Annotated in this window: 21 protein-coding genes and 1 tRNA gene; 12 read left to right on the plus strand and 10 right to left on the minus strand. The window is 60.7% G+C overall.

Translation table 11 applies throughout. The annotated features are described in order from the left end of the window. The first annotated feature begins 97 nt into the window (after nucleotides 1–97). Entirely contained in the window at nucleotides 98–2740 is a 2643-nt protein-coding gene (locus BMY06_RS32155; protein ID WP_124261834.1) for a type IIG restriction enzyme/methyltransferase, read from the plus strand. A gap of 216 nt (nucleotides 2741–2956) precedes the next feature. On the opposite strand, the gene BMY06_RS32160 is transcribed toward BMY06_RS32155, so the two are convergent. Together BMY06_RS32160 and BMY06_RS39155 are read right to left on the minus strand one after the other, a co-directional pair. Continuing rightward, entirely contained in the window at nucleotides 2957–3166 is a 210-nt protein-coding gene (locus BMY06_RS32160) for a hypothetical protein (protein WP_074987138.1), read from the minus strand. A gap of 375 nt (nucleotides 3167–3541) precedes the next feature. After that, nucleotides 3542–4093: a hypothetical protein gene (locus BMY06_RS39155; protein ID WP_124263299.1), complete on the minus strand. Its 552-nt coding sequence runs from the start codon at nucleotides 4091–4093 to the stop codon at nucleotides 3542–3544. A gap of 180 nt (nucleotides 4094–4273) precedes the next feature. Between BMY06_RS39155 and BMY06_RS32165 the strand changes: the two genes are divergently transcribed. The 11 genes from BMY06_RS32165 (at nucleotide 4274) to BMY06_RS32220 (ending at nucleotide 13738) form a co-directional block, all read left to right on the plus strand. Then, a complete protein-coding gene (locus tag BMY06_RS32165; protein WP_074987139.1) occupies nucleotides 4274–4591 on the plus strand; it encodes a cellulose synthase in 318 nt (105 codons plus the stop codon). A gap of 346 nt (nucleotides 4592–4937) precedes the next feature. Then, complete coding sequence (locus BMY06_RS32175) at nucleotides 4938–5171, plus strand: major capsid protein (protein ID WP_074987140.1); 234 nt, start codon at nucleotides 4938–4940, stop codon at nucleotides 5169–5171. A 152-nt stretch (nucleotides 5172–5323) separates the two neighbouring features. Continuing rightward, a complete protein-coding gene (locus BMY06_RS32180; RefSeq protein WP_124263300.1) occupies nucleotides 5324–6877 on the plus strand; it encodes a hypothetical protein in 1554 nt (517 codons plus the stop codon). A 10-nt stretch (nucleotides 6878–6887) separates the two neighbouring features. Further along, complete coding sequence (locus tag BMY06_RS32185; RefSeq protein WP_074987142.1) at nucleotides 6888–7181, plus strand: DUF2523 family protein; 294 nt, start codon at nucleotides 6888–6890, stop codon at nucleotides 7179–7181. A 4-nt stretch (nucleotides 7182–7185) separates the two neighbouring features. Then, complete coding sequence (locus tag BMY06_RS32190; RefSeq protein WP_074987143.1) at nucleotides 7186–8295, plus strand: zonular occludens toxin domain-containing protein; 1110 nt, start codon at nucleotides 7186–7188, stop codon at nucleotides 8293–8295. Then, nucleotides 8292–9647, plus strand: a complete 1356-nt coding sequence (locus BMY06_RS32195) for a type II secretion system protein GspD (protein ID WP_074987144.1) — start codon at nucleotides 8292–8294, stop codon at nucleotides 9645–9647. Before BMY06_RS32190 ends, BMY06_RS32195 begins: the two co-directional genes overlap by 4 nt. Before the next feature lie 394 nt (nucleotides 9648–10041). Continuing rightward, on the plus strand, nucleotides 10042–10821 hold the full coding sequence (locus tag BMY06_RS32200) for a rolling circle replication-associated protein (RefSeq protein WP_074987145.1): 780 nt from the start codon (nucleotides 10042–10044) through the stop codon (nucleotides 10819–10821). Nucleotides 10822–10846: 25 nt separating this feature from the next. After that, nucleotides 10847–11047: a DUF4224 domain-containing protein gene (locus BMY06_RS32205; protein ID WP_244144447.1), complete on the plus strand. Its 201-nt coding sequence runs from the start codon at nucleotides 10847–10849 to the stop codon at nucleotides 11045–11047. Nucleotides 11048–11092: 45 nt separating this feature from the next. After that, nucleotides 11093–12070, plus strand: a complete 978-nt coding sequence (locus tag BMY06_RS32210; protein ID WP_208490377.1) for a tyrosine-type recombinase/integrase — start codon at nucleotides 11093–11095, stop codon at nucleotides 12068–12070. Nucleotides 12071–12101: 31 nt separating this feature from the next. After that, nucleotides 12102–12509 carry a very short patch repair endonuclease gene (locus tag BMY06_RS32215; RefSeq protein WP_074987172.1) on the plus strand — a complete coding sequence of 136 codons (408 nt, stop codon included), beginning with the start codon at nucleotides 12102–12104 and terminating at the stop codon, nucleotides 12507–12509. Between the two features lie 62 nt (nucleotides 12510–12571). Then, nucleotides 12572–13738 carry a DNA cytosine methyltransferase gene (locus tag BMY06_RS32220; protein WP_074987148.1) on the plus strand — a complete coding sequence of 389 codons (1167 nt, stop codon included), beginning with the start codon at nucleotides 12572–12574 and terminating at the stop codon, nucleotides 13736–13738. Between the two features lie 22 nt (nucleotides 13739–13760). On the opposite strand, the gene BMY06_RS32225 is transcribed toward BMY06_RS32220, so the two are convergent. From BMY06_RS32225 to BMY06_RS32260, 8 genes are all read right to left on the minus strand, one after another. Continuing rightward, nucleotides 13761–14528 (minus strand): GIY-YIG nuclease family protein, encoded by a 768-nt coding sequence (locus BMY06_RS32225; RefSeq protein WP_080180423.1) that lies wholly within the window; start codon nucleotides 14526–14528, stop codon nucleotides 13761–13763. A gap of 74 nt (nucleotides 14529–14602) precedes the next feature. Next, a tRNA-Thr gene (locus BMY06_RS32230) sits at nucleotides 14603–14678 on the minus strand. Between the two features lie 18 nt (nucleotides 14679–14696). After that, nucleotides 14697–15248 carry a ClpXP protease specificity-enhancing factor gene (locus BMY06_RS32235; protein ID WP_074987150.1) on the minus strand — a complete coding sequence of 184 codons (552 nt, stop codon included), beginning with the start codon at nucleotides 15246–15248 and terminating at the stop codon, nucleotides 14697–14699. Nucleotides 15249–15320: 72 nt separating this feature from the next. Next, nucleotides 15321–15932, minus strand: a complete 612-nt coding sequence (locus tag BMY06_RS32240; protein ID WP_027797364.1) for a glutathione S-transferase N-terminal domain-containing protein — start codon at nucleotides 15930–15932, stop codon at nucleotides 15321–15323. Between the two features lie 113 nt (nucleotides 15933–16045). Next, nucleotides 16046–16780, minus strand: a complete 735-nt coding sequence (locus tag BMY06_RS32245) for a cytochrome c1 (RefSeq protein WP_074987173.1) — start codon at nucleotides 16778–16780, stop codon at nucleotides 16046–16048. A gap of 126 nt (nucleotides 16781–16906) precedes the next feature. Beyond that, nucleotides 16907–18295 (minus strand): cytochrome b, encoded by a 1389-nt coding sequence (locus BMY06_RS32250; RefSeq protein WP_074987151.1) that lies wholly within the window; start codon nucleotides 18293–18295, stop codon nucleotides 16907–16909. Further along, the gene (gene petA / locus BMY06_RS32255; RefSeq protein ID WP_065062668.1) at nucleotides 18295–18915 is read right to left on the minus strand and encodes a ubiquinol-cytochrome c reductase iron-sulfur subunit; all 621 of its coding nucleotides are present in this window, start codon (nucleotides 18913–18915) and stop codon (nucleotides 18295–18297) included. Before petA ends, BMY06_RS32250 begins: the two co-directional genes overlap by 1 nt. Nucleotides 18916–19184: 269 nt before the next feature. Continuing rightward, on the minus strand, nucleotides 19185–19931 hold the full coding sequence (locus BMY06_RS32260; protein ID WP_065062670.1) for a Nif3-like dinuclear metal center hexameric protein: 747 nt from the start codon (nucleotides 19929–19931) through the stop codon (nucleotides 19185–19187). Nucleotides 19932–19942: the final 11 nt, after the last annotated feature.

Genomic DNA, 19942 nt, shown 5'->3' on the forward strand with positions numbered 1-19942 from the left:
CCGAATGGCATAGGCCGAAAGGCAGGGGACGGCCCCGCGCCCCGCCAGTACAATGAGCGCCGATCCGCGCAACGGTGCCTCGCGCCGCAACGAGAACATGTCCGAGACCGCTCCACCGCGAAGCGCCGAAAGTGCACCAGACGCATCCAGCGTATCCCGCGCGCGACGCACGAAGAATCGCCACGCCAAGCCCGGCCTCGATGCGAACTTCTATGCCGAACTGCTGCATATCGCCGGCCTGCGCGAAAGCACGGCGGCGGGCAAGACCGTGGTCGCGCGGCGCGATGGCGCGCAACGCCAGCCGGGCGCGCTGATCGAACTGGCGGTCGCGGCCATGGCGGCCATCGAAGCGCGCGAGGCAAGCGGGACGCCCGAACAGGCCGTGCTGAGAACGGCGCTGCGTCTGTGCATCGCGTGGCTCGGCCGCCTCGTGTTCCTCAAGCTGCTCGAAGCGCGCCTGCTCGCGCTGCACGACGGCGAAAGCGCGTACGCGTTTCTGCGCAGCGCGCGCATCGGCACCTTCGCGCAACTCGACGCGCTCTGTCGCGACGTGTTCGGCGACGGCGCGGGCCACGCGCATCTGCCGCGTTTCGATGGCGCGATGTTCGGGTCCGCTGATCTCGCGACGCTCGCCATCGGCTTCAGCACGTTGCCGGACGACGCGCCGCTCGCGCCGTTCGAAGCGACCGTGCTCACGCCCTCGCCCGCCGCGCCTGCGCGCAACACCGTCACCTATCTGCTCGATTTCCTCGACGCGTTCGAATTCGGCTTCGATACCGGCACGCCGACGAACGCGAGTGCGCCGCGTCGGCAACGCATCGACACCGCCACGCTCGGGCTCGTCTTCGAGAAACTCAACGGCTATCGCGACGGCGCGTGGTACACGCCGGGCCGCGTCGCCATGATGCTGGCGCGCGCCGCCGTCACGGGCGCGGCGCTCGGCCGGTTCAATCGAAACGAAGGCTGGCGCTGCACGACGCTCGATCAGCTATCCGAACGAATCGAACACGACACGCGCCACGAAGCCGCGCGCACGATGCTCGCCTCGCTGCGCCTGTGCGATCCGGCGGTCGGCACGGGCCATCTGCTCGTCTCGGCGCTCGACGAACTGATCGCGCTAAAAGCCCGTCTGCGGCTGTTCGACGACATCCCCGGTCACGCGCTCGCGGGCCTGCGTGTCGACGTCGCCGACGACCGGCTGAGCGTGACGCTCGCGCACGGCGTCGCGCCCAACCGCGAGCAGCAGCGCCGTATCGACGCCGCGCTGTATCGCGAGAAACGTGCGATCGTCGAGCAAAACCTCTTCGGCGTGGATATCGACGCGGACGCGCTCGGCATGGCGCGCCGGCGTCTCGCGTTCGAACTGCTCGCGCACGCCGCGTACGACGACGCGGGCCGCTTCGCGACGCTGCCGGATCTCGCCGCTAATCTGCGTCAAGGCAATGCGGTGCTGAGCCGCGTGATCGACAGCGACGACGCGCAGAGCCCCGCGCAAGACTTCGACTGGCGCGCCGAATTTCCCGCGCTGCGCGACGCGCACGGCGCATTCGCGGGCTTCGACGCCGTACTCGCGAACCCGCCCTACGTCGACTCCGAACGCATGATCAACGAAGGCCAGCGCGCGCTGCGCGAGCAACTGGCGCGACGCTGGCCGAGCGCGCGCGGCAACTGGGATCTCTACATCGTGTTCATGGAGTTGGGCCTCGCGCTCACGGCGCCCCACGGCACGATGGCGTTTCTCACGCCCGACAAGTGGCTCGCGAAGCCGTTCGGCGCGGCGTTTCGCGCGCGCCATCTCGATGCGATCGAGCGCGTCGTCGCGCTGGGCCGTGGCGTGTTCGAGCACGCGCTCGTCGATGCGATCGTCACGGTGTTCCGGCCCGCGGGTTGCGCCAGCATCGAAACCGCGCGCCTCGATCAGGACCTGCTGACGCCGCTCGCACACGCGCCCAAACGCGACCTCGACGCACCGTGGACGCTCGATGCGCTGCTCTCGCCGCATTACGCGTTCGTGCGCCGGCTCGCGCACGCGCACGGCACGCTCGGCGAGTTGATCGCGTGCGAAAACGCCTGCGCGACCTCGGATGCGTATGCGCTCGCGCCTTGCATCGACGAAGCGCGCGGCGCGTTCGATGCGCGCCGCCACTATCGCGTCGTGAATACCGGCACGCTCGGGCGCTACGTGTCGCGTTGGGGCGTGAAGCCAATGACCTATCTCGGGCAGCGCTACGCCGAACCGGTCGTCGAGCGCGAGCGCTTCGAAGCGGCGTTCGCGAATCGCTATCGCGCGAAGGCGGCGGCGAAGAAAGTGATCGTCAAAGGGCTCACGCATCTCGATGCGACGCTTGACCTCGCGGGCGACACGATCCCCGGCAAGACCACGCTGATCCTTCGCGCTGACGACGACGCGCTGCTCAAATTCGCGGCGGCCGTGCTGAACTGCCCGCTCGCGGCTTTCGTCACGCGCGCGCGTTTCGGCGCATCGAGCTACAACGGCGGCGTAGCCTTCACGAAGGCGATGATCGATGCGATTCCCGTGCCGCGCGACGAGAGTGCGCGCGCGGACGTGGTGAGGCGCGTGGATCGCTTGCTGGCAGCGCTCGGTTCCGTCGATGACGCGCCGCGCAGCGACGCGCTCGCGCGCGAGATCGACAGCGCGCTTTACGCGGCGTATGGGCTGGAGAAAAACGAGATCGCGCTGATCGAAGGCGATAGACGAGGCATGCGCCAGCGCGCCTGAAAAAGAAAAAGGGTTACAGCGTGTGCGCTGTAACCCTTTCTCGAACTGTTTTGGTGCCGGCTGCAGGACTCGAACCCGCCACCTGATGATTACAAAGCTTTTAAGCAACCTCATAAAATCAATCACTTACCATCGAATTCGATCTACAAAGATCATTCGACAAGGGCCGGCAAACGCCCGTCCCCCTTCGGTTCAGGTTTAGGTTGTAGAACGAGTCTAACGATCGCCCGCGACCCATCTCCGGCAGGCGTCTGCATGCCGAGCAAAGTCTGGCCCCCTCTCCGCTAAGCCCGCCGCCCACACCGCAACTTCGTCTTTGGACGGGATCATGTTCGTCGAGCACTCGTGCAAAAAGAAAGCCAGCGCGTCGTTGACGATTTTCGGATCGCCGTCGGAAATGAAGCTCGGGAGTGTTTTCTTATCCATGACGTTGTTCAAAGTTGCCGACAGTGCATTACTACCGCAGGGCCACGCTTGCCGCAACTGCCGACGATTGCATGGGGGTTATTTGGTCGCGCACCGGCATGCGAACCGCTGCCAATGGTGATCCTCATGAGGTTATTTGGTCGCGCTGGTCGCGCCCTCGAACGCTGTTTGGCCCGACTTCTGAGGTTATTTGGTCGCGCCTACGGATCGTTGCGGCCGAAAACAAGACGCTGTGAGGTTATTTGGTCGCGCATTGGCGCAGATGTCGGCGTCAAACCCTGTCTTAACCCCTCGCTGAGGTTATTAGGTCGCGCGAGCACAGGGGGATGCCGGAGATTGAGGTTATTTGGTCGCGGTTCGCCAAGCCGGAACTGTTCAGAGATCCTCGTCAGGTGACGGCGGAAGGAATCCTTCCATCGCAGAGTCATCCGAATTAGCTTCCGCGCGAATCCGTTCAGCATAGTCGAGCAGTGGCCGCAAGATGTCCAAAGCACAGCCCGCGCCGTTGTGTTTTCGGTGGAACTCAGCAAGGGCAAGCGCTTCCTGCACGATCGTTACGCTGTGCTCGAAAATTGGACCAATTGCTGGCTGCGCATCTTCGATTGCCGCGAGCCGTACTTTCCGCTGAAGCGCCGACGCCATTTCCGTAGAAATTAGTCGCGCTCGCTCGGCAAGTCCAATCTTTTGCTCGAGGGTCCTCAGCGGCCAACTCCTGTCCCCTCGGCGGTACGCGTTCCAAGTTCTGCCCGTAGGTTCCGCAATTCCTAGCAATTGCTCGATTGCCTTTGCGCTCAACGCCTTGGCTCTTTCGGTTGCTGGCTCGCGATGCAAGCTCGACTTGCTTGCGGCTGCTTGTGTCACGCAGTGCGCCTCAACTGCGCTGACAAACTGCCGCGTCAATTCGGCCTGCTCAGTCAATGATTCCACGGTTTTTGTTGGTCGCACCATAGGTTACAGAAAACCATTCGTGAGTATTTTGCGACCCATTATAGGCCTTGATTTCCGCAATATGTGCGTACTCGCGCTGTTCTACAAACATTAACCAACAGGCAATTTTTTGCGAGTGAAAACTGACTGATTTGTTGAACCGAAATCGGGAGATACACGATGACTTCGAAGCAGAAACTCACCATCCTGGCCGTCAACGAACGCAGCGGAACCTCCGCTAAAACTGGACGCCCGTGGGTGATTCGCGAGGCGCAATCGATCCTCGAACAATCATCTTCGGACGGAACCAATATCGTCGTCGGTGTGATCAACCTGCCCCAAAGCTTGGCAGATACGCAGCCAGGCGACTACCTCGCCGAGTTCGCGCTCGCTCAGGGTAATGGACAGGACGCCGGACGCCTCGTGCCTCGGATCGTTTCGCTGGTTCCCTTCGGTTCCATCAAGGCACAGCCGAAACCTGACGCCAAATCTCTCTAACGCCCATGCCGGCTGGCTCTATTCAGACGGTTCTCGTTTGCGCTCCGCTCTCATCAGGGGAACAGCCAAACGAGACGGACCAGCAGCTTTGCCCTCCGATTTCCGGGCAAGCGTTCCGAATTCAACAGCAGCAAGCATACGTGCTCTCGCCGGATAGCGCGGGGTACATAGACTCGATCGCACAGCCGCTCGACTACACCGTTGCGGCTGGCTTTTGGGGTGTGGCGTTCACGACCATTGTTGGCTTGTGGTTGGTGAGTCACGGAGCAGGCGCAATCGTCAATTTTCTTAGACGCGCCTGAATTCACTATCGCGGGTTGATACCGCTCTTTAAAGGAAAGAAAGTATGAAAGCAAAGTTCCGACAGCTGGTGAAGTACACCGCGTGTTCCGCTGCGGCGCTCGCCGGTGCAGCGCATGCGCAAGCAGCTACCACGCCGCCCGACTTCTCCACACTGACGGCTGGAATCGACTTCAGCACCGTCACGACGGGGGTGCTCGCGGTCGCAGCCACGCTGATCACCGTGTACGTCGGCATCAAGGGCGCGAAGATCCTGATCGGCATGGTTCGGGGCGCATAAGTCTCCGCTTGCTCGGCCATGTATTGCGGGGGCTGCGGCCCCCGTTTTCACTAGGGCGGTTTCATGGATACGAATAGCGCTTGGTATCTGTTGATGTTTGTGTTCGGGATGGTCTGCGCATGGGCCGTGATCGTAGGACTTAAGGAGTCTTGATGCGGATCAGGAATGCGGTTCTGTTAGTTACGCTGAGCAGCCTCCTCTGTACGCAGGCTGCGCATGCTCAGGCGCTGCTTGCGCCGGTCGAGAACCTTGTTATCAATCGAGCGGAGGCCGCCATCATCTCTCGTGTCGCAATTGCGCGGGGGTTTGCGGCGAACGATCCGCGTATTGCGGCGACGCTGACCAGCATGGGGCAGGTCTCGACGGCGCTCAATGTCGTTAGTACGGGGGCTGCTGTGGGTCTAGGGTTCGCGGGTGCACCGGTGTGGCTGACAATTGCGGCGGGGGTCGGCATCCTCGCTGCTGGTTCCGCTTTGTATGCAGGCAGCGTGTCGTTGTCCCGCTCGCTCGATGGCAAGACGATCACCGCGCAGCAGCCGCTGCCGCAAGGGGTCGGCTCGGGTTACATGGCGACGCCTGCGCCCGATCCCGGCACGGGCAATATGGTGAACCCGTGGACCTGGGCCGCGTCGGTTGGCATTCCGGTGTATCACACCTCGTCGTGTATGCCGTCGAACCCGTGTGCCGCGCTTCCGGCTGCGCCGACGAGCGGACAAAAGAACTTTGATTGGGTTGCGGGTGACATGGAGATGATCCCCAACACGATCAGTCAGGTGCAGCAGTTCCAGCAGTATCTGGCGACCTACGGCGCGCAGAGTGGCTCGACAGTGCCGCCCAATGGTGCGGACCAGATCATGAGTGTGAGCGTTTTCTGGCAGCCGAACGTGGACGGCACTCAGCAGACGCTGACGCAAACGACGTTCTACAACCACTGCGGCTCGTTCGACAGCAGCGGTAACTGCATTTACTCAATGCTGTCGAGTACCCAGCCGCTGACGAACTGGACCGTTGGGCCTGGTGTGAAGCCGATCAGTGGCAGCGACCTGTCGCAGATCTACCCGAACCTTGCGTCGTCCTCGATTGCCACGCCGCTCGATCCCAACACGCTTGCGCAGCTTACGAACCAGACGTGGCAACAGGCGGCCAACCAGCCCGGTTATCAGGGTCTGCCGTATTCGGTGACGCAGCCACTGACGGCGAACGATGTGCAGCCGTGGGCTATTGCGAATCCTACTGCGGTGCCGAACGTTGGAGACCTGTTCCGCCCGGCGACCGATCCGGGCGTCTCGACCGTGACCATTAGCCCGACCGTGCAGCCGGGGGACGGATCAGCGCCTAATGCGGGGAGCAGTCCGAGCGTGGGTAACGGGACGGACGTGAATGTGGTCAACACACCGAACGTCAACGTGGTCAACAAGGTGTCGGTGGATCTTGGCGCTGATCCGGGCGTGGCGTCGCCGACGCTGGAATCGACGCCGACGATTTCGATGATCCTGTCGCCGGTGGTGGGCCTGCTGCCCGACCTGAAGCATTGGGCGGTGCCAGCGCATGGTTCAGCGTGTCCAGAGCCGTCGTTTTCGGTGCTGGGGCGTTCGTTCACGCTCACCGCGCAGTGCGACCTCGCCGAGTCCAACCGCACGGCAATCTATACCTCGTTTGCGGCGATGTTCACACTTGCGGCGCTGTTCGTCGTGCTGCGCGCGTAGGGGGGAAGACATGTTTGCGATTCTCGTCTCTGCGGCCAATGTGGCGCTCGGCTTCCTTCTGCGCTCGGTTGTCGCAAAGTTCTTTTTGTATTTCGCGCTCTACTTCTTCGTGACTGAGGCCGTTTCGTTCCTCCAGACGTCGGGCGTACTGCCGTCGGCGGCGTCGTTGGCCGGGGCGTTCGGGTCGATTGGGAATGACGTTTGGTATTTCCTCGATCTGTGTGCATTCAGCTACGGTGCGCCGTTGCTCGTGTCGGCCTACGTAACACGGTTCATCATTCGGCGACTGCCGATCATCGGGTGACGCGATGGCGATCAATGCGTATTGCGGCGTGATGGGCTCGGGGAAGTCGTATGAGGTCGTTCAGGGTCCACTGCTTGACGCGATCGCTAGCGGGCGGCGGGTCGTGACCAATGTGGACGGCATTAACGAGGAGCGTATCCACGACTTTTTGATCGGCAAAGGACGCGGCGACGGCTCGCATTTCGGCGCAGTTGTGCACGTACGTACCGATGACATTAGTGAGCCAGCCTTTTTCCCGATTGAGCATGAGTCGGCGGAAGGCGCGACTGTCACGCCGGGTTTCGTACAGCCAGGCGATCTACTGGTGGTCGATGAGGCATGGAAGCTGTGGGCATCGGACAAGAAGATCTCCGATGAGCACATGGCGTTCTTCCGTATGCACCGGCACTTCACGCATGCCGATACCGGCGTGGCCTGTGACGTGGTGTTGATGGTGCAGGACATCGGCGACCTGCATCGTAAAGTCAAGCCGGTTGTGGAACTGTCGTTCCGCATGCACAAGCTCAAGTCGCTGGGTCTGTCGTCGGGCTACCGCGTCGAGCAGTACGAGGGCTGGAAGCAAAACAGCAAGACGCGCGTTGGCACCTACGTGCGCAAGTACAGCAAGGATGTCTTCCCGCTCTACAAGAGTTATGCGGGCGTCGGTGGAAAGGAAGCCGTGGTTGACAAGCGGCAGAACATCCTTCGCAACAAGCGGCTTTGGCTGATTGTCGTGATGTTGGTGGTGATGCCGATCGTATCGGTGCGGTTTCTGTGGACGTTCTTCCACCGTGCCACGCATGGCACCACGGCTGCTGCGTCTCCTCTGGCGTCTTCGTCGGGTGCTGCTGGTTCGGCGGCATCCTTTGGGCACGCTGCGGGCGGTTCTAAGCCGTCGTTTTCGGAAAACTGGCGCATTGTTGGGAGCTACAGCGGGCCGGGCCGGTCGTGGGTGGTGGTTGCCGATAGCGTGGGGCGGCTGCGTATGGAAAGCCCATCGATGTTCCAGAACACGGGCGTCGTGCGTGTCGGCACGATCGATGGCGAACAAGTCTCGACGTTTTCGGGCGCGAAGTCTGTGGCCGGTGGTGGCGGTGGCGCGGCGTCGGCGGGCTTGGGCGCGGTGGCGAAATGAGGCAGCTTGCGGTTGTGTTGCTTCTCGCGGCGTGCGTCGCCCATGCCGCCGAACCCGCCGCGCTGGCGTCGATGCAGGGCCTCCCTCCCCTGCCACCGTCCCTGTCGGTGCCGTTGTCTAGCGCGGTAAGTTCGGGCCCACTGCCTGCCCCGCCCGTGGTGCCGTTGAAGATGGGCAACGCGAAATCAGTGGATCTGCGGTTCGTCAACGTCGCCCAAGTGATCGACCTCGTGTATGCGGACATGCTCCAGTCGCAGTACGTGATTGCGCCCGAGGTGTTGGCAGACACGCGTATGGTGTCGTTCCGCTTCGACCGGACGAAGGGTGACATTCGTGAGGTGCTGAGCGATTTTCTCGCGTCGCTCGGGTTCGGCGTTACCACGAAAAACGGCGTCGACTATGTGTTCAAGCGCAGGGACGATGACAAGGCGGAGCCGGACAAGCAAGCGTTTGTGTATACGCCCAAGTATCGGACTGCTGACTATCTGGCGCGGCTCGTGCAGCCGCTCTTTAACGGGCAATTCACAATGAACCGGGCCGTGCCTGCGGCGGTTGGATCTCGTGCGCGTGCCGATGCGTCGCCTACCTCAGCGGCGGCGATGGTCGATCAGTCGTCGGACACGATGGTCTTTCTTGGCTCGGTCAAGGAGATTGCCATGCTCAAGTCGGTGCTACCGCAGGTGGACACCAAGACGGGCGAAGTCGCGATCCGTGCGTGGGTGTATGAGGTCTCGACGGAAAACGACAGGACAACGGGTTTTCAGTTGGCAGCGAGCATCCTTGGCGGGCGGCTGGGGATTTCGCTGGGCGCTGGCACGGTAGACGACAACGCGAACGCATTGCGGTTGCACACGGGGTTTTTGGATGCCGCGATTGCGGCGCTCGATTCCGACAGCCGGTTTCACGTAGTCACGTCACCGAACATACGCGTGGCGTCCGGCAAGCATGGGCGGCTCAACGTCGGCCAGTCGGTGCCGGTGATTGACTCGGTGTCGTATCCAAATTCGAGCGCGGCTCCCGTGCAGTCCGTGACGTATCAGGACGCGGGGGTAATTTTTGACGTGCAACCGACCGTGAAGGATGACGTGATTGACACTGACGTGACGGTCGAGATTTCGGACTTCCAGAAGACCAGCACGGGCGTGAATAACTCGCCAACTAAGAACACGCGCAAGTCGGAAACCAGCATGACGCTGCGCGATGGCGAGGTGGTGGTGATGGGCGGATTGAGCCAAGGCAAGGACTCGATTGTGACTAGCGGTATCCGCTGGCTTCCGTCGTTCATGGACGGGCGAAGCCTATCGGGTTCGCGCTCCGACATTGTGCTGGTGCTCCAGGTCTCGCGCATATGACTGACTGCCGGACCATGGGGGCGTATATCGCAGCAATGACGCTTTGCGCCTGTGTCAAGGCTCGGCGTAGCCGACCGCGCAGCGGCTTGGCCTTTACACGGGCTACACCTCCATACGCTTTGGGATGGGTTGTGACGGCCAAGGGGCGGCGCAACCCATGCCGAACAAAGCGGGGCGTAGCTGCTGGAGGCGCTTTGCGAGGCCGCCTGCCCGCAGCGTTTAGCGAGGACAGCCGGGCGCGCGAAGCGCGCCTAGATTTATATCAGGGACACTTAACGGACGAGGAACGCAAGCAGCACAAATAGATGGCAACACGCGAACGTTGAAAAAGAAAAAGCCCCGACCGCTGCAACGGTTCGAGGCTCGTACAACAGCATTACAAGGACTATTTGCAATGCACGACGCGAGTATAGGCGATTTTTCGGCGTTTCGCCGGGAATGGATTATTCGGGGCCGGAATTTTGGCGATGGACAAGTTGAAGTAACCGCCACGCGCTTCGATCGATACATGGGCGCTCAACGGTTGAGCACACTGCCACGCGCGAAGCGTGGCGAATCTGAGAACACTGAGCAGAACCAGATGGATGCAGCGAAGCGCGCAAAGAAGCAGGTTCGTCTCCGCTGCAAGGCAATTGGCGCTGACCGGATGATCACGCTCACCTATCGCGAGAACATGATGGACAAGCAGCGGTTAAAGAAGGATTTCGATGCGTTGCGCAGGCGTCTCGGCAAGCTGGGTGATTTTCATTATGTCGCTGTTGCCGAACGCCAGAAGCGCGGAGCGTGGCACTTGCACGTCGCCGTTAAGGGGCGGCAAAACTACCGTGTTCTTCGAGCTATCTGGCGCAGCATAGTTGGACAAGACAACGGGAACATAGACGTGCGAAACCCATTTCGAGAGAAAGGCCTGCGACATAAGCTTGCTTCGTATCTGTGCAAGTACATGACCAAAGACTTTACCGAGCATGCCGTCAACGAGAAGCGTTATTGGACGAGTCGCGGAATAGTCATCCCGGAGGCGCAATCGATTGATCATCTGCTTCATAACGACCCGGTAGAAGCTATCAAGGCTGTATTCGCGTCAGCGCTCAAGGCGGGCTCGTCGCTGGATCGTTGCCAAACGTATTGGAACGAGGGCTTGGGGTCCTTTTGGTTATCAACAAGGGAGGCATGACGCGATGGATATGTTTTTGTCACCTATGGAATTAGTAGTGCTTACTGGTAGAAAAGTGAAATCCAAGCAGGTGGAGTCCCTTCGCCGAATGGGCGTGCCTTTTTTTGTCAATGCATGCGGACGCGCCGTTGTTGCTCGGTCTGCTATCGAGGGACGCACGGGCGTCGCGAATCGCGGTGAAAGCGGTGCGCGCTCGGGCTGGAGTCCCGCTGTTCTCGGAGCGTAATCGGTGGGACGTAGACCTACGAAGAATTTACATTTGCCGCCGCGGATGCGGCTGAAGCAAACGTCGCGCGGCAAGACATACTATTACTATGACATGGGCGGCAAGCCACGTCGGTGGAAAGCGCTCGGCGGAGATTTCGTCGAAGCGCTACGCGTGTACGCTGACCTAGAGCAAGGCAACCGGACGGCTCGGGCGCTAGTGACCTTTCGGCATGTGGCTGAGCGTTACCTGACCGACGTGCTACCGAGCAAGGCGGCTGAGACGCGACGTACAAACCTCGTACAGCTAGAAAAGCTATACATGTTCTTTGATTCTCCTCCTGCCCCTCTCGACGAGATCAAGCCTATTCACATTCGGAAGTACCTAGACTGGAGAAAGGCATCGCCTGTCTCAGCCAATCGCGAGATCGCATTGTTTTCGCACATCTTCAACAAGGCTAGAGAATGGGGGGCGACTGACCGTCCGAACCCATGCGTCGGGGTCCGTAAGCATCGCGAGACAGGCCGCGACGTCTACGTTGGCGACGGCCTATACAAAGCGGTCTGGGAAAAGGCTGATTTACCGTTGCGCGAGGCAATGGACTTGGCTTATTTGACGGGGCAGCGGCCTGCCGACGTCCTAAAGATGGATGAGCGCGATGTACGCGACGGGGTCGTTTGGGTCCGCCAGAACAAGACTGGAGCGCGGCTTCGTATCGAGGTCGTTGGGGAGCTCGAATCGCTACTGAGACAGCTAGGTCTCAGAAAGGCGACGCACAATCCGAGATCAACGCGATTGGTTGTTGACGAGCATGGCAGGCCTTTGGGGAGGGCTGCATTGCGATTCAGGTTTGACCGCGCACGTGAGGCTGCGGGCATCGAGAAGGATACGTTTCAGTTTCGTGATTTGAGAGCCAAGGCCGGCACTGATAAAGAGTCGACAGATAGCATTCGCGAGGCGCAGGCACTACTTGGGCATGGAAGCGTTGCGATGACAGAACACTACGTACGGAAACGTGGCGCACGAGTAAAACCGACGCGGTAGGATGTAACGCCGGTTGAGGGAGGAACGGAAGGTGGATAACCTCACGCCACAGCAGCGGCGGAAGACGATGCAGCGAGTGAGGTCAACTGACACAGCTCCCGAACTGCTCGTACGGCGCACGTTACATCGATTGGGTTACAGATTCCGCCTTCATCGGAAAGATCTGCCAGGATGTCCAGATATCGTCTTTCCAGGGCGCAAGAAGCTGATCTTCGTTCACGGCTGCTTTTGGCATCGGCACGAGGGATGCCCAGATGCATCAATGCCTGCTAGCAGGCTCGAATACTGGAAAGCCAAGTTCAATCGTACAGTCGAGCGAGATACTCGGGCTGTACAGGAGTTGCAGGAGGCAGGATGGGCGACTTTGGTCATTTGGACATGCGAGCTGAAAGATCGAGCGGAGCTTGAAAGAAGATTGTTGGCGTTCCTCGAAGGCTAAGAGCTAACTCTCCTCCCGCGATCTGCGACCATTGTTTACAATGAGAGCAAAGGACTAACACGATGAATTTTTACGAGTTTTTTGCTGGTGGGGGCATGGCGCGCGCGGGGTTAGGCGCGGAGTGGACCTGCCTCTTTGCGAACGATATAGATCCAATGAAGGGTGCGACTTATGCATCCAATTGGGGTGACGATCATCTGGCGATCAAAGACATTCATGATGTCAGGGCTGCTGACTTGGCCGACAATGCGGACTTGGCTTGGGCATCGTTCCCCTGTCAAGATCTTTCGCTTGCCGGTAATGGCGCGGGATTAGGGCACGAAAACCGAACAAAGGATAGGACGAGGTCTGGAACGTTCTGGCCGTTCTGGCAATTGATGCGAGAACTGAATGCGGAACAGCGCGCACCGAAGTTGATCGTCCTGGAGAACGTCTACGGTGCTCTGCGCTCACACGGTGGCAAAGACTTTGCGCATATCGTGTCTGCCTTGTCAGGGCAGGACTACAGGTACGGCGCCTTGGTCGTTGATGCGAGAGATTTCCTACCTCAGTCGCGAGTTCGTGTCTTCTGGCTTGCGGTGCGCCGTGATCTCGAGGTACCTGCCCATCTATACGCCGATGCACCTGTCGACGGCTGGCACCCGGCGGCGCTTCAAGACGCGTATGCCGGTCTCAGCGCGGAGGCGCGCAAGAAGTGGCTTTGGTGGACCCCTCCAGCACCCGGCCCGCGTGCGCAGCAACTATCTGATTTGATCGAAGACGAACCGACTGGCGTTGAGTGGCATAGCCGTGCAGAAACCCAAAGGCTTCTGGGGATGATGTCGCCAGTAAATCTCGCAAAAGTCGAAGCCGCGATGCTCCTGAACAGGCGAGCTGTCGGAACGGTGTATCGACGTATGCGCGAGGAATCGGGGGTTAAGCAGCAGCGCGCAGAGGTGCGGTTCGATGATATCGCCGGCTGCTTGCGGACGCCCGGCGGTGGCTCGTCGCGGCAAACGATACTTATCGTTGAAGGCGACAACGTCCGATCGCGTCTGCTGTCTCCGCGCGAGGCAATGCGTTTGATGGGGCTAGAGGACACCTACGTGATACCACATCGCTACAACGACGCGTATCACGTGGCCGGTGACGGAGTAGCTGTGCCGGTGGTACGCCACATCGCACAACACTTACTTGAGCCGATCATCGAGCACAACGAGGTCGTGATTGGAGACGCCATCGCAGCGTAATTCTGCGATGGCCCACGTCAGCTCACTCTTCGTCGGTTGAGTCTTTGTCAGACTCACCGACTTCGGGTTGGGCACCCAACGCGTCTGCTCTCTCCGATGCAAGGGAAAGCAATCGAGTTGCCTGTGTTACCAGTGACCGTCGGAGCCCGCCCTGCACTTCTCGCTCTTCGATGACTTGTGCGAGGCGAGCGATAGTGGACGCACGCCTCGCAATACGCGTGTCAGGATGGCCCCGGAGGTCCATAACGTCATCGCTAACGATCGTCTCCGAGTAGCTGGGCGGAAGCGGATTCACAAGCTGCGTCTCGCCAGGCTGCTTCTCGTTCAGGATCGCCTTGAACTTCGAGTTTTCTATAGCGCGTTTATAGACGGTGTATTCAAGAGCGTTGAGTTCGTCCTGTGCTTGTTTGAGTTGAGGATGGCCCCTCTTGACCTCTTGGTACTGAGGCAAAGGATAGACTTCGATCCGACGAACCTCAAAGGGGTCGAGGACGTTCATCGCTACCGCATCGGACCGCTGGTTCGTTAGATGGCGCGAAATGCGCGAACCCAGGGATTCTCGCGTTTGCCCGACGTAGATTGGCTCATCATCGTAGTCGAAGAACGAGTAGACCCCGAACTTGACGCCGCCGATAGTCCCGTCGTAACCAGGGATAGGCTTGCTTCGGTGAAACTTTTGAAGCGCGCTTCGCAATTCCCGCGTTTCGAAAGCGGCGTTGGACGTCGATTTTGCTGCTGGTTTTGATCCCTGCTCGTTCTGCTTCGGTGTTTGCTTCTGCTTCGTAGCCATTTTTTTTGTAGAACAGACCGGCGTTTGTAGAACAAAAAAAATGCGGGCCCCATTTCTGGAACCCGCATGGGATTTGGTGCCGGCTGCAGGACTCGAACCCGCCACCTGATGATTACAAATCAACTGCTCTACCAGATGAGCTAAGCCGGCGTAGCCCGTGATTCTACTTCATTTCACGATCTTGAGGTGACCCTTACCGCCTTTCGCGGCACCGTCGTCGCCGGTTTCACCCTTGCCGCTCTTCGTCGAGGCGGCAGATGCATCCGACTCGTCGGTCTCGCCCGGCACGGCAGCAGGCGCCACGCTCGGCACCGCCTTCGGTCCGGCTGCCGGCGCCGTCGCGGGCGCAACCGTTTCCTCGTGCTCGTCCTGTGCGGAAGGCAGCACGTCGTTCGCGTCGCCTGCCGGCGCTTCGACCGGGAACGCCATGCCCTGGCCGTTCTCGCGCGCGTAGATCGCCAGCACGTTCGACACCGGCACTTCGATCTTGTGCGACTTGCCGGAGAAACGCGCGTGAAACTCGATCATTTCATTGCCCATCTGCAACTGGCTCGTGGCCTCGAAGCTGATGTTCAGCACGATCTCGCCGTCGCGCACGAACTGGCGCGGCACCCGCGTGCGGTTGTCGACCCGCACCGCGATATGCGGCGTGAAGCCGTTGTCCGTGCACCACTCGTACAGTGCGCGCAGCAGATACGGCTTGGTGGAAATCTCTTGCATCAACAGTCCTCTGACGAGGCGGCCCGCCCGCGAGCAGCGCGCCGCCTCCGGTTTGCAACGGCGACGGCCGGCTTAGCGGCGCATCACCTTTTCCGACGGCGTCAGCGCTTCGATGTAGGCCGGACGGCTGAAGATACGCTCGGCGTACTTCATCAGCGGCGCGGCGTTCTTCGAGAGTTCGATGCCGTAGTGATCCAGACGCCACAGCAGCGGCGCGATCGCGACGTCGAGCATCGAGAACTCTTCGCCGAGCATGTACTTGTTCTTCAGGAAGATCGGCGCGAGCTGCGTGAGGCGGTCGCGGATCGCGAGGCGTGCCTTCTCGTGATTCTTCTCGGCGGCCTTGCCCTTCTCGTTTTCGAGCGTGCTGACGTGCACGAACAGTTCCTTCTCGAAATTGAGCAGGAACAGGCGCGCGCGCGCACGCTGGACCGGATCGGCCGGCATCAGCTGCGGATGCGGGAAGCGCTCGTCGATGTACTCGTTGATGATGTTCGACTCGTACAGAATCAGGTCGCGCTCGACCAGAATCGGCACCTGACCATACGGGTTCATCACGGCGATGTCTTCCGGTTTGTTGAACAGGTCGACGTCGCGGATTTCGAAGTCCATGCCCTTTTCGAACAACACCAGCCGGCAACGCTGGGAGAACGGGCAGGTAGTGCCGGAGTACAGAACCATCATGATTTACATTTCCTCAATAAACCCAAAAGGCCGGCGGGCAAAAACACCGCCTGAGGCTTAGCAGCCGTCAGACGGTGTTTCGTGACACCGGCCCCACGTCGGTCAGAACGTGCCTATTTGATATCTTTCCAGTACGCGGCGTTCAGTCGCCACGCGAAAAAGCTCAAGACGCCGAGGAACAGCAGCACCCAGACGCCGAGCTGCTTGCGGGTTTTCTGCTCCGGTTCGGACATCCAGCCGAGGTACGCCACCAGGTCGGCCACGGCAGAATCATAATCCACCGGCGAGAGCTTACCCCGCGTGACCTGTTGGTACCCCACAAAGCGGCGGACTTTTTCCCCGGATTCTTCGTCCACCGTGTCTTCGAACTTCGCGGTGCGCACGCCCTGCAATTCCCAGAGCACGTGCGGCATGCTCACGTTCTCGAACACCATGTTGTTCCAGCCGGTCGGACGCGTGTCGTCGCGGTAGAAGCTGCGCAGATACGTGTACAGCCAGTCGCGCCCCTTCGCGCGCGCTTCGACGGAGAGGTCCGGCGGCGCCACGCCGAACCACGCCTTGGCGTCGTCCGGACGCATGGCGATGGACATCGTGTTGCCGACCTTGTCCGTCGTGAACAAGAGATTATCTTCGATCTGCTTTTGCGGAATGCCGAGATCCTGCAACCGGCTGTAGCGCATCAGACTCGCACTGTGGCAGTTCAGGCAATAGTTTACAAACAATTGCGCGCCATGTTGCAGCGAAGCAAGATTTTCGCCGTTATCGGGTGCGCGGTCGAGCGGAATGTTTTCCTGCGCCGACACTGTTCCGACCCCCAAACCCGTTCCCACCATCGCGCCGCACGCCATCGCGAGCGCCGCGACGCCCCGCCGAACCCCGCGCGACAGGCCGAACGACCGGTTGCGCGACAAGCCGCCCGCCCGCGCGAGCGTCGAAAAGAGAGATGCCATCGTCATGTCTTCCTCGCTCGCAAGTTAATGGGGCTTGAACCGCACGCGCTCGGGCGGCTGCTTGAACGTGCCAAGCGGCGTCCAGAACGGCATGCCGAGGAAGAACGCGAAGTAGATCAGCGCGCACACCTGCGCGATCAGCGTGGCCGCTGGCGACGGCGGCCGGGTGCCGAGAAAGCCCAACGTAAGGAAGGCGGCCACGAACACGCCGAGGAACACCTTGTGGAAAAACGGCCGGTAGCGGATCGACTTCACCGGCGCGCGGTCCAGCCACGGCAGGAAGAACAGCGAGATCACCGCCGTGCCCATCACCACCACGCCCCAGAATTTCGACTCGGTGAAGGCCATCGCCAGAATCACGAGCACCGCCAGCACCGGCAGACCCGCGCGCCATTTGCCGCGCGCGCGCACCAGCGCGAACAGGCCGAGCAGCCCGATGACGATCATCAGCACGATCTTGAACGGGTCGGTCGTGGCGCGCAGCATCGCGTAGAACGCCGTGAAGTACCAGACCGGCGCGATTTCGGGCGGCGTCTGCAGCGGATTGGCCGGCACGAAGTTGTTCGCTTCGAGGAAGTAGCCGCCCATTTCCGGCGCGAAGAAGACGATGGCCGCGAAGATCATCAGGAAGATGCACACGCCCATGAAGTCGTGCACCGAGTAGTACGGATGGAACGGGATGCCGTCGAGCGGAATGCCGTTCGCGTCCTTCTTCTCCTTGATCTCGATGCCGTCCGGGTTGTTCGAGCCCACCTCATGCAGTGCGACGATATGCGCCACCACCAGCCCGAGCAGCACGAGCGGAATCGCGATCACATGGAACGCGAAGAAGCGGTTGAGCGTGACGTCGGACACCACGTAGTCGCCGCGAATCCACAGCGAGAGATCCGGGCCGATGAACGGAATCGCCGAGAACAGGTTCACGATCACCTGCGCGCCCCAGAACGACATCTGCCCCCACGGCAGCAGATAGCCGAAGAACGCCTCCGCCATCAGGCACAGGAAGATCGCGCAGCCGAAGATCCACACCAGTTCGCGCGGCTTGCGGTACGAACCGTACAACAGCCCGCGAAACATGTGGAGATACACGACCACGAAGAACATCGACGCGCCCGTGGAGTGCATGTAGCGGATCAGCCAGCCCCACGGCACCTCGCGCATGATGTACTCGACCGAGGCGAACGCGAGCGTCGAGTCGGGCTTGTAGTTCATCGTCAGGAAGATGCCCGTGACGATCTGGTTCACCAGCACGAGCAGCGCGAGCGAGCCGAAGAAGTACCAGAAGTTGAAGTTTTTCGGCGCGTAATACTCGGAGACGTGCGCTTTCCACGTCGCGGTCATCGGAAAACGCTTGTCGATCCAGCCCGCGAGGCCCGTCGTCTCCACCACCTGTTTTTCTTGTCCCGTGGCCATCACGCTTCTCCTTTTTCGTCCTTGCCGATCACGATCTGCGTCGGTGACGTGAACATGTAGCGGGGGATGTCGAGGTTCTGCGGCGCGGGCTTGTTCTTGAACACGCGGCCGGCGAGATCGTAGGTGGAGCCGTGACACGGGCACAGGAAACCGCCCGGCCAGCTGTCGGGCAGGTTCGGCTGCGGACCTTCCTGGAAGCGCGGCGTCGGCGTGCAGCCCAGATGCGTGCACACGGCGACGGCCACGAGAATGTGCTGATGCTCGGCGCGCGAGCGGTATTCGTTCTTGCAGTAGTCCGGCATCGGGATCGAAAACGGATGCTCGGAATCGGGATCGGCCAGTTCGGGATCGGCCTTCTTGCAGTCCGCCAGCATGCGGTCGGTGCGGTTGAGAATCCAGACCGGCTTGCCGCGCCAGGCGACCGTCATGAGCGAACCGGGCTGCAGACCGCTGATGTCGACTTCGACGGGCGCGCCGGCAGCGCGTGCTTTTTCGGATGGTGCAAACGAGCCTACGAAGGGTACGACAGTGGCGACGCCTCCTATGCCACCTGCTACGGACGTCGCAATCAGCCAGGTACGGCGGCTGCCATCGACGCGGTCATTTTCTTTGTCTCGCATCACATCGCCCCACTTCTGAGTTGGATTTATCCGTCATGCTGTTGCTTTCCCGCATGCTGCCGAACGCTAGTTTGCGCGAATGGAGTTGGCATTTACAAGGGGCGATCTCGAAAAAGCGCCCGAAGTCCTTGATAACTCGGGGTTTTCCCCCAGAAATCGGGATGCATTTCTTTTCGGTTTGTAAATGCCCGGTGAATAAATCCATGCGATCTGGGACAGGCGCGCGTGAACCGCGCCATTTGCGCGGTGCGCGCAAGACGGAGAAACACTCAAACCGGATTGTCGATGTCGATAAAGAGATGATCGATATCAAAGGTTTCAGCGAGATGCGCGCCGACTGCCTGCACGCCGAAGCGCTCGGTCGCGTGATGGCCGGCCGCGAGAAACGCCACGCCGCTCTCCGCCGACGTGTGAAAAGTGGGCTCGGAGATTTCGCCGGTAAGGAACACGTCGGCGCCCGCGTCGATGGCCGCGTCGAAGAGGCTCTGCGCCGCGCCCGTGCACCATGCCACGCGGCGCAACTGCCAGTCGGGATCGCCGAGCACGAGCGGCGTGCGCCCGAGCGTCTGCTCGACCTGCGCGGAGAAGTGCGCGAGCGTGATCGGCATGGGCAGCGTGGCCATCCAGCCGAGATCCTGCTCGCCGAACCGTTGCTCGCCGATCCAGCCGAGCTTGGCGCCGAGCTGCGCGTTATTGCCGAACTCCGGGTGGCAGTCGAGAGGCAGATGGTAGGCAAACAGGTTGAGGTCGTGCGCGAGCAATGTCTTCAGGCGACGATATTTGCGCCCCGTGATCTGCGGCGCCTCGTTCTTCCAGAAGTAGCCGTGATGGACCAGCACGGCGTCGGCGCCCCACTCGAGCGCGGCTTCCAGAAAGGCCAGCGAGGCGGTCACGCCGGTCGCGATCTTCTGCACGCGCCGCCGCCCTTCCACCTGCAGCCCATTCGGGCAGTAGTCCTTGAACCGCCCGGTTTCCAGAAGATTGTTCAGATACAATTCCAGTTCGATCCGATCCATATAATCCTCTA

The organism is Paraburkholderia tropica (assembly GCF_900109265.1).
In the GTDB taxonomy this organism is placed as follows: domain Bacteria; phylum Pseudomonadota; class Gammaproteobacteria; order Burkholderiales; family Burkholderiaceae; genus Paraburkholderia; species Paraburkholderia tropica.

Bases quoted from the DNA above. Each gene is read 5' to 3' on its own strand.
- BMY06_RS32245 (WP_074987173.1), bottom strand. From the start codon at position 16,780: ATGGCGTGCGGCGCGATGGTGGGAACGGGTTTGGGGGTCGGAACAGTG.
- BMY06_RS32210 (WP_208490377.1), top strand. From the start codon at position 11,093: ATGCGGCTGAAGCAAACGTCGCGCGGCAAGACATACTATTACTATGAC.
- BMY06_RS32235 (WP_074987150.1), bottom strand. From the start codon at position 15,248: ATGCAAGAGATTTCCACCAAGCCGTATCTGCTGCGCGCACTGTACGAG.
- BMY06_RS32180 (WP_124263300.1), top strand. From the start codon at position 5,324: ATGCGGATCAGGAATGCGGTTCTGTTAGTTACGCTGAGCAGCCTCCTC.
- BMY06_RS32190 (WP_074987143.1), top strand. From the start codon at position 7,186: ATGGCGATCAATGCGTATTGCGGCGTGATGGGCTCGGGGAAGTCGTAT.
- BMY06_RS32160 (WP_074987138.1), bottom strand. From the start codon at position 3,166: ATGGATAAGAAAACACTCCCGAGCTTCATTTCCGACGGCGATCCGAAA.
- BMY06_RS32155 (WP_124261834.1), top strand. From the start codon at position 98: ATGTCCGAGACCGCTCCACCGCGAAGCGCCGAAAGTGCACCAGACGCA.
- BMY06_RS32225 (WP_080180423.1), bottom strand. From the start codon at position 14,528: ATGGCTACGAAGCAGAAGCAAACACCGAAGCAGAACGAGCAGGGATCA.
- BMY06_RS32205 (WP_244144447.1), top strand. From the start codon at position 10,847: ATGGAATTAGTAGTGCTTACTGGTAGAAAAGTGAAATCCAAGCAGGTG.
- BMY06_RS32185 (WP_074987142.1), top strand. From the start codon at position 6,888: ATGTTTGCGATTCTCGTCTCTGCGGCCAATGTGGCGCTCGGCTTCCTT.
- petA (WP_065062668.1), bottom strand. From the start codon at position 18,915: ATGCGAGACAAAGAAAATGACCGCGTCGATGGCAGCCGCCGTACCTGG.
- BMY06_RS32175 (WP_074987140.1), top strand. From the start codon at position 4,938: ATGAAAGCAAAGTTCCGACAGCTGGTGAAGTACACCGCGTGTTCCGCT.
- BMY06_RS32240 (WP_027797364.1), bottom strand. From the start codon at position 15,932: ATGATGGTTCTGTACTCCGGCACTACCTGCCCGTTCTCCCAGCGTTGC.
- BMY06_RS32200 (WP_074987145.1), top strand. From the start codon at position 10,042: ATGCACGACGCGAGTATAGGCGATTTTTCGGCGTTTCGCCGGGAATGG.
- BMY06_RS32195 (WP_074987144.1), top strand. From the start codon at position 8,292: ATGAGGCAGCTTGCGGTTGTGTTGCTTCTCGCGGCGTGCGTCGCCCAT.
- BMY06_RS32220 (WP_074987148.1), top strand. From the start codon at position 12,572: ATGAATTTTTACGAGTTTTTTGCTGGTGGGGGCATGGCGCGCGCGGGG.
- BMY06_RS32250 (WP_074987151.1), bottom strand. From the start codon at position 18,295: ATGGCCACGGGACAAGAAAAACAGGTGGTGGAGACGACGGGCCTCGCG.
- BMY06_RS32260 (WP_065062670.1), bottom strand. From the start codon at position 19,931: ATGGATCGGATCGAACTGGAATTGTATCTGAACAATCTTCTGGAAACC.
- BMY06_RS32165 (WP_074987139.1), top strand. From the start codon at position 4,274: ATGACTTCGAAGCAGAAACTCACCATCCTGGCCGTCAACGAACGCAGC.